Here is a 12,361-nt window from a genome sequence, read left to right on the forward strand (position 1 = left end):
ATTTTGAACGCAGTAGTGAAAGTAATGATAGCAAATCTACACGAGAGTACAGATGTAAATTCGGAGTTAACCGATGAAGCACTTTATGGAATGCCAGTTCAGGTGTTGGAGGACATCGAAGAGACATGGGTAAAAATTCGAACGTTTTATCGTTATGAAGGCTATACTCTAAAAACGAATTTGCACATGGGAAGTGAAGATTTACTTTCATGGGTTGATGCGGATTATGTTGTAATTCAAAACTTTGCCGATGTGCTAGTTAGACCGAAAATTCAAAGCAGTAAAATTATTACGTTAACGCGCGGTTCGTTTATTCAGGTTGTGCTGGAAGCAGATTTGGATGCTACTTGGACAAAGGTAGTGTTAGTAACAGGTGAAGTTGGCTATGTCCGTTCCGAATGGATTCAAAAGCGTGTAAAAGTGTACACGACAGATGAATTGGCTTTCCGTGAGCAAGTTGTTCAGGATGCGTTTCGATATATTGGTACACCGTATCGCTGGGGTGGAAAATCTCCTTTAGGCATCGACTGTTCAGGTCTTGTATCCATGGCATATATGTTGAATGGTGCATACATTTACCGGGATGCAAAAATATTGGACGGTTTCCCAATACGTAAAATTGAAAAGGAAGGGCTAAAGCGCGGCGATTTAATTATGTTCCCAGGTCATGTTGCATTGTATATTGGGGAAGGCTTGTACATACATTCTTCGCTCGGTGGCAATGAAGTGAATGTCAATAGCTTAAACCCGCAGCATGCAGAGTACCGCCACGACTTGGCAACGACGATTACTGAATATGGGAGTATATTTTAAATCAACAAGAGGCGAGTTAAAAGTGTTTGCTTTTAACTCGCCTCTAATTTTGTGCTGATTTTTAAAAGTTCTTTTGAATCCATTCGTTTGCTTCTGTCCAATTATAAACACGAACAACGTTATTCGGTACGCTCATTTGATTGTAAGGCGTATCGAAAAGGATGACAGGGATTTTAAGTTCCTCAGCAATTTCCACTGCATTATCATGTTTATCCTCAAAAAAGGCCTCTACACGATGCTTTTTTGCCACTTCTATTTTGTTGTGACTACCGATACATTCGATATGATCGTAAGGTACTTTGTAGTTTTCGAACCATGTTTTCGTAATGTCAAAAACATTTTCCCCACGTGCCGAAATATAATAAAGCTCATATTGCTGTTGCCAAGCCGACAATATATGCTGTGCATCGGCAGCCAGTTCACTCACTTCATACAGGCGGGGTTCATTTTCTTTAAACCAAGCTTGAAATTGTGCGCGATCAACTGGATATGGAAACCCGCTTAAAAAATCATATTCCGTTACATCCTGTAGCGTCATATTAATATTGTATTGTTTATTAATATGTGGAATTAATGTAGCAGGACATGTAACTGTCCCATCAATATCAATACCAAATCGATGCTTTAAGTTTGTCATTTCCATTGCTCCATTTCTTTATACGTTTGCTTCTGCTTCGCGTTTTTCCGCCATTTCAGCCGCTAATTTATCGATTTCTTTTTTTAGTTCTTCCACCATTGTTTCTTCTGGTACTTTTCGAACTGTTTTTCCTTTCATGAATAACAGTCCTTCACCGCGAGCACCAGCTATTCCGATATCTGCTTCACGTGCTTCACCAGGTCCGTTTACTGCACAGCCAAGTACAGCTACTTTTAATGGAACACTTAGTTTTGAAATGTATTCTTCCACTTCATTAGCAATCGAAATTAAATCGATTTCAATACGACCACATGTCGGGCAAGAAATTAATGTTGCCATATTTGAAGCTAGACCAAATGATTTTAGTAATTCGCGCGCAACTTTAATTTCTTCAACAGGGTCAGCTGATAAAGAAATACGTAGTGTATTACCGATACCTTTAGATAAAATGGCACCTAACCCCGCAGCGGATTTTACTGTTCCGGCAAATAATGTACCAGACTCTGTAATTCCTAAGTGTAGCGGGTAGTTAAATGCTTTAGAAGCTTTTTCATAGGCTTCGATCGCAAGGTTAACGTCAGACGCTTTCATTGATACGATTATGTCATGGAAATCTAGATCTTCTAGAATTTTGATATGGTGTAACGCAGATTCAACCATACCATCTGCAGTAGGGTAGCCGTATTTTTCAAGGATATGGCGCTCTAAAGAACCAGCATTTACACCAATACGAATTGGAATCCCTTTCGCTTTAGCAGCATTTACTACGGCTTCTACTTTTTCGCGTCGCCCAATATTCCCCGGGTTAATTCGAACTTTATCGATACCACCTTCAATGGCTTTTAATGCTAATTTGTAATCAAAGTGAATATCTGCAACTAAAGGTATATTGATCTGTTTTTTTATTTCCGGTATTGCATCAGCTGCACGCTCATCTGGAACTGCAATACGTACAATTTGACATCCAGCTTCTTCTAAACGTTTAATTTCAGCAACAGTTGCTTCAACATCATGTGTTTTTGTCGTACACATACTTTGTATTATGACTTCGTTATTCCCACCAATTGTTAAGTTACCGACACGTACAGGACGTGTTTTCGTACGGTGAACGATTTCACTCATGAAAAATTCTCTCCTTCTCAGGCTTGTTAATGTTGTTACATCACCTAAAAGATATAACGATATGTAAGCCGTCACTGTTCCTTATTTTATCAGTGTATGAAAAGAAGAACAAGGAAGAAACGTTACGAATTCATTTTGTGCAATTTTCCTTCGCATGAGAGATAATTGGTACGAACACTGTGTCACCTGGAACAAGTGGCTGTAAATTCAAATGTGGGTTCAATTTATAGAATTGTGCAAGTCTTTCAGGGAAAGTTGTTTTAACTGGAGAGGGAGTTGCTGAGAATAGGCTGTAAATTGTATCATCTTGTTGGATTTTTACGACAACATAGCTTTCTTGCAGGATTTCATCACAGGACTGTGTAGAGGCGTAAAAGGATGTTAAAGGCAGAGTGCCTTCTTGTAAATCTACTTTAATGACAAATGCAATTAATAAAAGCACAATGGAAGCTATTAAAAAGCGCAAAAAAATCCTCCTTATCTCTACAATTTAACTCACAAACACAGGTAGTTAAACTATATGATTCATAAGGAGAATTTATTATTTTTCAATCGGATATTTCGTTAAGGCAATTATAATAAATAGCATCGTAATAAAAATACTAATAAGGGTAGCAACTGTTGATGAAATAGGAAATAAATTTCCGAACATCGTGATAAATGTTCCCCATGTACTTGCAAATACAGCGGTCCGCCATACTTGGCGATATTCTCCACGACGCTTCATCGGCTTAATAAAAAACTGCCCTGCAAGCGCAAATAAACTTACTTTCACAAAATAGATTGAAGTATTTAAAACGAATAAAAAAATAATGGCAATAGGATAAACAATCCATTGAATATCTTGAGCATACAGTTCGATTTCAGAGTAACTGAAAATCTCGTCTGTTCCACCATTAATAAATTGACCGAATGAAAATGCTGTTATTAGCGTAATCATTAAAAAGGCATATTGCATTACTTTTCCTATTGAAAGAATTCGATAAGGTCCAAGTTTTCTAGGGTTGGTTAAGCTATGAATAAATAGCTGCATGTGCGAAATTTTCATATGTATGTGGCTCCTTTAAACAGTAGTTTAACATGAACAAAATGTTATTTGAACTTGATAAGTTAAAATTGAATCTTTTCGTTGTTTTTTTCGTATAATTTGTGAATACGCTTTTAAAGGATGTGGAACATATAGATATCATTGCATGGGTACTAATTATAGCTTTATTTGTGATCGCGTTTATCGGTTTAGTCTATCCGATTATACCTTCTGTCATATTTTTACTAGGCGGATTTATTGTTTATGGTTTATTTTACGGCTTTGGAGAATTACCTTGGTGGTTTTGGGTAATTGAGCTTTTATTTGTAGTTTTGCTATTTGTTGCTGATACGATTTCCAATTTAATAGGTGTCAAGAAATTTGGAGGTTCTAAAGCAGGGATGTGGGGGAGCACTATCGGTCTATTAATTGGACCATTCGTCATTCCATTTGCGGGAATTATAGCAGGACCCTTTATTGGTGCTATCATTGGTGAATTGATAGTTACTCGCAGTAATTTACAGCAGGCCATTCAAGTAGGCATTGGCTCGGTAGTGGGATTTTTAACTTCTGTTGTGACAAAAGGAATAATACAGGTGGTCATGATTGTAATATTTATTATTGCGATTTAATAAGGAGCAAATATTTGTAAATCTTAACTTGTATCGCTTACACTAGTATTGAATAAGATTACAGACAACAGGCAATGCAAGAAATAGATGGTTGTCAGTCAAAAGACTGAAATGTTATTATTACAGTTTTTTTGATTGAATGACGAATCATTTTTTGATAACCTAGTATTGTAATCAACATTAATTATATGTTCCAGGGAGGAATAGAAACATGGCTTTCAAATTACCAGAATTAACTTACGCTTACGATGCATTAGAACCACATATCGATGCAAAAACAATGGAAATTCACCATTCAAAACACCACAATACTTATGTAACAAACTTAAACGCAGCGGTAGAAGGTACTGAATATGCTGACAAAGACATCAACGAGTTAATCGCTAACATTGATGCTTTACCAGCTGACAAACAAACTGCTGTACGTAACAACGGTGGCGGACATGCTAACCACACATTATTCTGGGAATTAATCGCTCCAGGCGGTTCAAACACTCCAGTAGGTGAAGTTGCTAAAGCAATCGACGCTAAATTCGGTTCATTCGACGCTTTCAAAGAAGAGTTTGCTAAAGCTGCAACAACTCGTTTCGGTTCAGGCTGGGCTTGGTTAATCGTTGAAGGTGACGGTGTAGCTGTTACTTCAACTCCAAACCAAGACTCTCCAGTAATGGAAGGTAAAACACCAATCCTAGGCTTAGACGTTTGGGAGCATGCTTATTACTTAAACTACCAAAACCGTCGTCCAGACTACATCGGTGCATTCTGGAACGTAGTGAACTGGGACGTAGTAGAAGCTAAATTCCAAGCTGCAAAATAATTAAAATTGAAATTCAATTTTAATTACTTCTGCACCGAAAGCAATGCGACAGGTGCAAAATAATTATCTGAAAGATACGCATGGGAAGTATTATCGCTTCCCATGCGTTTTTTTATTGATTTCTTCCACATTAGTTTATTTTATATTATCTTTTGCAATGTTTCTTTTAAGCGGGAAAAGTCATAAATATATTGATTTAAAGTTTCAGGTGAAAGTACATAATCTTCTTTATGCCACTGGAGGAGCAGGCCAATGATGGAGTTTGCAGTATAGCTTGCTAAGTATTCAAGCTGCTGGTCTGACATGTGCTCCGTCTCTTTGGTATGTGATTCGATAACGAATAAGCGAATCGTCTTTAATAATTTGTGATAGTAAAGCATAGGTGTTTTTTCATCAAAAACAATGCGGTAAAAAGCTTCATACTTTTTGACGTGGTGAAAAATTTGAATCATTTCAGGTGTTAGCATAGCTAAATTATCTTTAGTAACATCATATGGAAAATCATAAGAAAGTTTTAAATCTTTAACGATATCATTAAAGTAGCGTTCAAAGACTCCGTGTACGTTTTTATAATGCAAATAAAAAGTTCCACGATTAATTTCAGCAATGCGACATATTTCTGCAACCGATATATTTTCTAATGATTTTTGATTTAATAAAACTATTAATGCCTTTTGTAGGTTGTCGTGTGTTTTCTTTACACGTAAATCCAAAATATTTCCCCCTTTAATGAACATAAAATTAAAAAAGTGTTGAATAATAAACTAAAGTTCATATAACTGTCGTTTGTGCATTTTTTTTCTTTCAATTATAATTTTTATTGAACAGATGTACAATAACTTCGATTTAAAAGGAGAGATTTAATTGAAATTACAGAATAAAGTAGCGATCGTTACAGGAGCTGCATCTGGTATGGGGAAGGCAATTGCTGAAGCATATGCTAAAGAAGGTGCCAAGGTAGTTGTTTCCGATTTAAATGAAGAAGGCGCAAAAACTGTTGCAGATGAAATTACGGCAAATGGTGGCACAGCATTTGCAATCGGAACAAACGTAATAAAAGATGAAGACTTACAACAATTATTTGATACAACAATTGAAAAATTTGGTCAATTAGACATTTTAGTAAATAATGCTGGAATCATGGATGGTTTTGAGCCAGTAAATGAAATTACGGATGCTCGTTGGGATATGATTTTTGCTGTAAACACAACGTCTGTTATGAAGTCGATGCGTATAGCAACTGATATGTTCCTTAAACAAGGACATGGTATCATTGTAAACAATATTTCTGCAGGTGGTTTAAATGGAGGCCGCGCAGGCGCTGCCTACACAGCTTCAAAGCATGCAGTAGTTGGGTTAACGAAAAATACAGCATTCATGTTCTCGCAATCAGGCATTCGTGTAAATGGTATTGCACCGGGTGCTGTTATGACAAATATTCAACAATCAATGCAAAACATAAGCCAGTATGGTGCTGGGCAACAACAAAAAGGTTCTGCGTTGATTCCACGTGTTGGTAATCCGGAAGAAATCGCAAACTTAGCAGTCTTTTTAGGCTCAGAAGATTCAAGTTTCATTAATGGTCAGATTATTACAGCTGATGCAGGTTGGACAACTTACTAATAGTTTTTTTTAAGCAGTTTTGGAACTTCGGTTTCAGAACTGTTTTTTTTTGAATTTATATCCTCTTTTGAAGAGGATAGTACATATAAAGCAATCGTGTCTGAATAAAGTGTAAAGAGGTGAGGAATAAATGAGCATGACGTATAAAAATATATTGGTCGCTGTGGATGAGTCAAGTGAAGCGAAGATTGCATTTAAAAGAGCGGTGCAAGTTGCAATCAACAATGTCGGCAGTAGGCTATATATCATTCATGTAATTGATACTCGTTCCTTTGCGTTTTCAGAAGGATACAATTTTGATTTAGCGGATCAATATGCTAAAAGTAAGAAGGATATGCTGGATGGATATGAAGAAATTGCAGTACAATTAGGTTATGACAGTATATATAAAATAATGGAGTATGGGACACCTAAGGAAATCATAGCAAGGGATTTTCCTAAGCAAAAACAAATTGATCTAATAATTTGCGGTGTCACAGGTAAAGGAGAGCTAGCACGTTTTTTCCTGGGCTCTGTATCTGAAGCAATTGTACGAACTGCAAAATGCGATGTACTTGTTGTAAGAAATCTATAAATGATTTAACGGGTTGTAAGGACAGGGATTATCTTACCTAATCCTTAACTTATTAAATATTTTTTGCGAATGAAGGCTGTGTTAAATGTCATTTCGACCTTTAGCATAGCCTTCATCTTTCCTATGAAACTTTACGACAATAGAACCGTCTAAAAGATGAATGATATAAATCTGAACTCTTTTTTCAATAGGTTTTCAGTGTTATACTAAAAGGCATGACTAAGCATTCATGTACAATCTACATAAAGCAAGAGAGGGGAGTTTCAGTTGCGCAAAATTATGCCAAATCGTCAGCAAAATCCGAAGGCAAAGCAACGGTCAAGTTTAACGTTTCGAATGAACATCCTTTTCTTTTCCATATTTGTTCTGTTCTCTGTACTAATTTTTCGTCTAGGGTATTTACAAATTGTTAAAGGTGAGGATTATGTGCGTGAATTAGAACGTACTGAGGAAGTACGTGTTAATACAAGCGTACCGCGTGGGAGGATTTTTGACCGTTATGGTCGCATATTGGTTGATAATCAGCCTGAAAATGCAATTACTTATACAAAAATGCAAACGACAAAATCTGCTGAAATGCTTGAAATAGCAGAAAAGCTTGCACATTTGATCGAGCAGCCTACTGATAAAGTAACATATCGAGATAAATTAGACTTTTGGATTTTACGTAACCAAGAAGATGCATTAGCAAAAGTATCACAAGAGGAAATGACGAAGTTCAGAAACGAAAATGAAGAGCTGGAGACAAAAGAAATCAACCAAGAATTCGATCGTCGAATACGTGAACGAATTACAGATAAAGAGCTTGAGCAACTTACTGAGTTCGATTTAGAAGTTCTAGCGATTTATCGTGAAATGATGACAGGGTATAATTTATCTCCACAAATTATTAAAGGGGAAAGTGTTACACCTGAAGAATTTGCACGGGTTTCTGAACAATTGGCTGATTTACCTGGTGTGAATACAACAACGGATTGGAAGCGTGTCCGCCAATCACCTTTAGCCATTTTAGGACGTACAACCGTACCAAGTAAAGGTGTTCCGAAATCAAAACTAAACTTTTATTTAGCAAGGGATTATTCCCGAAATGATCGTGTAGGCGAGAGTTATTTTGAAGCCCAATATGAGGAAATTCTACAAGGTGAAAAGTCAGTTGTAAAAAATATTACGAACAAAAAAGGTCAAGTAGTTGAAACGGTGACGACTTTTGATGGTTTGCCAGGGAAGGATTTAGTAACTACATTAGATGTAGAACTTCAGCAAAAAGCAGATGAAATTTTAGAGCGTCAGCTACTGGATTTAAAATCGAAAAATGGGTCGGAATTATTAGATCGTGCCTTTTTAGTGGCAATGAGTCCAAAAACAGGTGAACTATTATCTGTTGTAGGCAAAAAAATAGAAAAAGATAAAGAGACAGGCAAACCTTATATTGTCGATTATTCATATGGTACATTTACAACTGCCTATGAAGCAGGGTCAACAGTAAAGGCAGCAACTGTATTAATGGGCTATAACGAAGGAGTTATAAAACCAGGAACAAGAATGCTCGATTCTCCAATGCGTATCGGGAATATTACATTAAATACACTATTTAATAAGCATGGTAGTGTCATATTAGATGATTTAACAGCATTAGAACGGTCTTCCAATGTTTATATGTTCAAAATTGCCATGGGTATTGGCGGTCGAACGTATTCACCTGGTATGCGCTTTAGTCTAGCTCCAGGAACGCTGCAAACGATTCGTAATGAGTATGCACAATTCGGTTTAGGCGTGCCAACAGGTCTTGACTTGCCAGGAGAAACAGTTGGTTATCAGGCAGAGCCGGATACAGATGTAAAATTGCTGAACTTAGCTATTGGACAGTTTGATACTTATACAACGATGCAGTTGGCGCAATATATTTCTACAATTGCAAATGGCGGGTACCGTATTCAACCACGAATGCTGAAAGAAATTCGTAACCCTTCAAAAGATGGGAAATATTTAGGCCAAGTGGTTGAAGAAGTTTCACCAACGATTTTAAACAAAATTGAAAATAGTGAAGCAGAAATTGCTCATGTTCAAGAAGGTTTGCGTCGGGTATACTTTGGAGTAAATGGCTCAGCTAAACGTCAGTTTGAAACAGCTGATTATACAGGAGCGGGTAAAACAGGTACAGCAGAGGTTGTTTATTATGGTCCACAACGAGATAAATGGAAAACAAATACGATTAATATCGTACACGTTGGCTATGCACCATTTGAAAATCCTGAAATTGCCTATGCCATCATTTATCCATGGGCAACTACAATCTTCAATAATAATTACTTGCCACATGCAAATTTAACAGCACGTGAATTAGTTGATTCCTATTTTGAGTTAAAAAACAAATATGCAGAAGAGGGTCTATCTACTAGTAAAGTAGAAAAATCAATTATTAAGCATTCAGATGAAAAACTGGATGAAGATGAAGAAGTAGAAACAGTAAATGAATAAAAAAGTTCCCGTAGTTTCATACTACGGGATTTTTTAAAGGAGAAATATAAAATGAAGAAAAAGATTTTGCACACAGTCGTCATTGTTGGTGCCTTAAGCAATGCAGTGATTTTAGCCATTATGGACATGCCACCTTGGTTAATCATTTTAATGTCAGTAATCTACGTCGTTATTTTTGAAGGACTTCTTCTATTATTAGAACCAAGACTAGTACGCGCAGAAAGAGAACGTAATGTAAAAGCATACCCTTATTTAAGGGAGCTGGTGGATGCAAAAAAAGCTACTGTCACGTTGCGAGATGGCACAGTTCTTTACAATGTAACATTTGAAGGGTATGCGAATCCGAAAGACGCAAAAACAATTTTATTACATGTACATACTGTAAAGACAAAAAAGGATAAATCTACATTTACGGAACATCCTGTTAAACTAATTAACATAAAGAGTGTAAAAAAAGTTCAATAATAAGAAAATGAGACAATTTGCAGAAAATAATGCAAATTGTCTTTTTTATTTACAAAGCTTTACGGTCAATTAACGAATGGAATATATTTGCTCAACAAATTTTCATTATAGTTGGAATTGTAAGAAAAAACATTTTTAAAACAAGCGGAGGAATTACAAATGAAAAAGTGGCAGTACTTAACATCAACAGCTTTACTTAGTTCAGCAATTCTTTTAGGAGCATGTGGCGGGGAAAAAGATGAATCTTCTACATCAGCAGAAACGCAAACAGAACAGGCTGAGTCAGGAAGTGCACAAATATCAGGTAATGTAGTAGGCGATGGCTCGTCAACAGTAGCTCCAATTACAGAAGCGTTAGTTGAAGAATACGCAGCAGTACAAAAAGATGTACGTGTAGCAGTTGGTGTATCCGGTACAGGCGGCGGATTCGAAAAATTCATTAATGGAGAAACGGACTTCTCTAACGCTTCCCGTCCAATTAAAGATTCGGAAGTGGAAGAGCTTAAAAATGCGGGTGTTGAATACACGGAATTTGAATTGGCTTACGATGGTTTATCGGTCGTAGTACACCCGGAAAATACATGGGCAAAAGATTTAACGGTTGATCAATTAAAGCAAATTTGGATTGAGGACGGAACTACAAAAAAATGGTCTGATATCGATTCATCTTGGCCGGCAGAAGAAATTGTTTTCTATTCACCGGGCTCCGATTCAGGAACTTATGATTACTTTGATGAAGTTATTTTAGATGGGGAAGACATTGTAAAATCTGCAACATTATCTGAAGATGACAATGTATTGGTCCAAGGCGTAACAGCAGATAAAAATGCGATCGGTTACTTCGGTTATGCATATTACCTGGAAAACAAGGATAAATTGCAAGTTGTTACTGTGAATGGTGTCGAACCTACGAATGACACAATTGAAACTGGTGACTATTCTCCATTGTCCCGTCCACTGTTCATTTACGTGAAAAACAGTGCGATAAAAGATAATGAAGCAACTTATGATTTCATTAAGTTTACTTTAGAGAATGCCGGAGAAATGGCGGAAGTTGTTGGCTATGTAAGTTTACCGTCCGAAAAGTATGATGAGAGTTTAGAAGTATTGGAAGGCTTAAAATAAGAGAAGTGAGAAATAGTGTGGGGTGGCTCTCATGCCCCTCACGTTTTTTGATGAAAATAAACAGTAAAATGTATCATTGAATTTTGGAAGGAGTTTTCGCTCATGGCTCTTAAACAACAGGAGCAAGCAAGTGTCCAACAATTAATCGAGCGTTCGCGCAATCGCAAAGGAAAGAAAGTAATTGAAAAGTTAGTGCCGATAGGGTTATTTTTGGCAGCGACGATTTCGGTTCTTACAACGTTTGGGATTGTATTTACATTAATTTTTGAAACGATAGAGTTTTTCACGCGTGTGTCGATTATGGACTATTTATTTGGTACAGAGTGGCTACCATTCTCGGGAAAAGAGCCGTTGTATGGAATCTTGCCGTTAATAATAGGGACTTTTAAAATTACATTTATCGCTGTTTTAGTAGCAATTCCATTTGGTTTAGGTGCAGCAATTTATTTAAGTGAATATGCTTCAGAGCGTGTACGAAAAATCATTAAACCTATTTTGGAGGTGCTTGCAGGCGTTCCGACAATTGTTTACGGTTTCTTTGCTTTAACGTTTATTACGCCAATTTTGCAAGCACTTATTCCGAACCTTAAAATTTTCAATGCAATCAGTCCAGGCATTGTAGTGGGCATTATGATTCTACCAATGATTACGTCAATGTCAGAAGATGCGATGAGCTCGGTACCCCGTTCAATTCGTGAAGGAGCGTTAGGTTTAGGTGCAACAAAGTTCGAGGTAGCAATTAAAATTGTATTGCCTGCAGCATTATCCGGTATTATCGCTTCCATTGTACTGGGTATTTCCCGCGCAATAGGAGAAACAATGATTGTTTCCTTAGCAGGCGGATCTACACCAAAATTCGACTTTGGGTTTACAGATTCCATTCAAACTATGACAGCCTATATTGTTCAAGTAACTACAGGTGATGCAGGTTACGGAACGACAATTTACTACTCGATCTATGCAGTAGGATTCACATTATTTATATTTACATTGATGATGAATCTACTTGCATCCTACATTTCAAAACGCTTCAGAGAGGAGTATTAAA

Annotated in this window: 14 protein-coding genes; 9 read left to right on the top strand and 5 right to left on the bottom strand. The window is 36.8% G+C overall.

Annotated elements, in window-relative coordinates:
• The first annotated feature begins 3 nt into the window (after nucleotides 1-3).
• On the top strand, nucleotides 4-813 hold the full coding sequence (locus tag H9632_RS15500; protein ID WP_191704978.1) for a C40 family peptidase: 810 nt from the start codon (nucleotides 4-6) through the stop codon (nucleotides 811-813).
• Between the two features lie 61 nt (nucleotides 814-874).
• Here the strand turns inward: H9632_RS15500 and H9632_RS15505 are convergent, their stop codons facing one another.
• From H9632_RS15505 to H9632_RS15520, 4 genes are all read right to left on the bottom strand, one after another.
• Nucleotides 875-1,450 carry a hypothetical protein gene (locus tag H9632_RS15505; protein WP_191704979.1) on the bottom strand — a complete coding sequence of 192 codons (576 nt, stop codon included), beginning with the start codon at nucleotides 1,448-1,450 and terminating at the stop codon, nucleotides 875-877.
• A gap of 18 nt (nucleotides 1,451-1,468) precedes the next feature.
• Nucleotides 1,469-2,572, bottom strand: coding sequence for a flavodoxin-dependent (E)-4-hydroxy-3-methylbut-2-enyl-diphosphate synthase (ispG, locus tag H9632_RS15510; RefSeq protein ID WP_191704980.1), 1,104 nt, complete (start codon nucleotides 2,570-2,572; stop codon nucleotides 1,469-1,471).
• Nucleotides 2,573-2,702: 130 nt separating this feature from the next.
• Nucleotides 2,703-3,038 carry a hypothetical protein gene (locus H9632_RS15515; protein WP_191704981.1) on the bottom strand — a complete coding sequence of 112 codons (336 nt, stop codon included), beginning with the start codon at nucleotides 3,036-3,038 and terminating at the stop codon, nucleotides 2,703-2,705.
• A gap of 75 nt (nucleotides 3,039-3,113) precedes the next feature.
• The gene (locus H9632_RS15520; protein ID WP_191704982.1) at nucleotides 3,114-3,620 is read right to left on the bottom strand and encodes a DUF1189 family protein; all 507 of its coding nucleotides are present in this window, start codon (nucleotides 3,618-3,620) and stop codon (nucleotides 3,114-3,116) included.
• A 131-nt stretch (nucleotides 3,621-3,751) separates the two neighbouring features.
• Between H9632_RS15520 and H9632_RS15525 the strand changes: the two genes are divergently transcribed.
• Nucleotides 3,752-4,231: a DUF456 domain-containing protein gene (locus H9632_RS15525; protein ID WP_191705030.1), complete on the top strand. Its 480-nt coding sequence runs from the start codon at nucleotides 3,752-3,754 to the stop codon at nucleotides 4,229-4,231.
• A 211-nt stretch (nucleotides 4,232-4,442) separates the two neighbouring features.
• A complete protein-coding gene (locus tag H9632_RS15530; RefSeq protein WP_191704983.1) occupies nucleotides 4,443-5,048 on the top strand; it encodes a superoxide dismutase in 606 nt (201 codons plus the stop codon).
• Nucleotides 5,049-5,188: 140 nt separating this feature from the next.
• Here the strand turns inward: H9632_RS15530 and H9632_RS15535 are convergent, their stop codons facing one another.
• Complete coding sequence (locus tag H9632_RS15535) at nucleotides 5,189-5,761, bottom strand: TetR/AcrR family transcriptional regulator (protein WP_225223878.1); 573 nt, start codon at nucleotides 5,759-5,761, stop codon at nucleotides 5,189-5,191.
• A gap of 151 nt (nucleotides 5,762-5,912) precedes the next feature.
• Here H9632_RS15535 and H9632_RS15540 point away from each other — a divergent pair, with 151 nt between their 5' ends.
• From H9632_RS15540 to pstC, 6 genes are all read left to right on the top strand, one after another.
• Nucleotides 5,913-6,671: an SDR family oxidoreductase gene (locus H9632_RS15540; RefSeq protein ID WP_191704985.1), complete on the top strand. Its 759-nt coding sequence runs from the start codon at nucleotides 5,913-5,915 to the stop codon at nucleotides 6,669-6,671.
• Between the two features lie 130 nt (nucleotides 6,672-6,801).
• The gene (locus H9632_RS15545; RefSeq protein ID WP_191704986.1) at nucleotides 6,802-7,245 is read left to right on the top strand and encodes a universal stress protein; all 444 of its coding nucleotides are present in this window, start codon (nucleotides 6,802-6,804) and stop codon (nucleotides 7,243-7,245) included.
• Between the two features lie 267 nt (nucleotides 7,246-7,512).
• Complete coding sequence (locus tag H9632_RS15550) at nucleotides 7,513-9,723, top strand: peptidoglycan D,D-transpeptidase FtsI family protein (protein ID WP_191704987.1); 2,211 nt, start codon at nucleotides 7,513-7,515, stop codon at nucleotides 9,721-9,723.
• A gap of 51 nt (nucleotides 9,724-9,774) precedes the next feature.
• Nucleotides 9,775-10,188 (top strand): response regulator, encoded by a 414-nt coding sequence (locus H9632_RS15555; RefSeq protein ID WP_191704988.1) that lies wholly within the window; start codon nucleotides 9,775-9,777, stop codon nucleotides 10,186-10,188.
• Between the two features lie 159 nt (nucleotides 10,189-10,347).
• Complete coding sequence (locus H9632_RS15560) at nucleotides 10,348-11,313, top strand: PstS family phosphate ABC transporter substrate-binding protein (protein WP_191704989.1); 966 nt, start codon at nucleotides 10,348-10,350, stop codon at nucleotides 11,311-11,313.
• Between the two features lie 102 nt (nucleotides 11,314-11,415).
• Nucleotides 11,416-12,360 carry a phosphate ABC transporter permease subunit PstC gene (pstC, locus tag H9632_RS15565; protein WP_191704990.1) on the top strand — a complete coding sequence of 315 codons (945 nt, stop codon included), beginning with the start codon at nucleotides 11,416-11,418 and terminating at the stop codon, nucleotides 12,358-12,360.
• Nucleotide 12,361: the final 1 nt, after the last annotated feature.

The sequence above is a fragment of the Solibacillus merdavium genome (genome assembly GCF_014836935.1).
GTDB lineage: Bacteria > Bacillota > Bacilli > Bacillales_A > Planococcaceae > Solibacillus > Solibacillus ferritrahens.

Bases quoted from the DNA above. Each gene is read 5' to 3' on its own strand.
- H9632_RS15505 (WP_191704979.1), bottom strand. From the start codon at position 1,450: ATGACAAACTTAAAGCATCGATTTGGTATTGATATTGATGGGACAGTT.
- ispG (WP_191704980.1), bottom strand. From the start codon at position 2,572: ATGAGTGAAATCGTTCACCGTACGAAAACACGTCCTGTACGTGTCGGT.
- H9632_RS15520 (WP_191704982.1), bottom strand. From the start codon at position 3,620: ATGAAAATTTCGCACATGCAGCTATTTATTCATAGCTTAACCAACCCT.
- H9632_RS15530 (WP_191704983.1), top strand. From the start codon at position 4,443: ATGGCTTTCAAATTACCAGAATTAACTTACGCTTACGATGCATTAGAA.
- H9632_RS15545 (WP_191704986.1), top strand. From the start codon at position 6,802: ATGAGCATGACGTATAAAAATATATTGGTCGCTGTGGATGAGTCAAGT.
- H9632_RS15555 (WP_191704988.1), top strand. From the start codon at position 9,775: ATGAAGAAAAAGATTTTGCACACAGTCGTCATTGTTGGTGCCTTAAGC.
- H9632_RS15560 (WP_191704989.1), top strand. From the start codon at position 10,348: ATGAAAAAGTGGCAGTACTTAACATCAACAGCTTTACTTAGTTCAGCA.
- pstC (WP_191704990.1), top strand. From the start codon at position 11,416: ATGGCTCTTAAACAACAGGAGCAAGCAAGTGTCCAACAATTAATCGAG.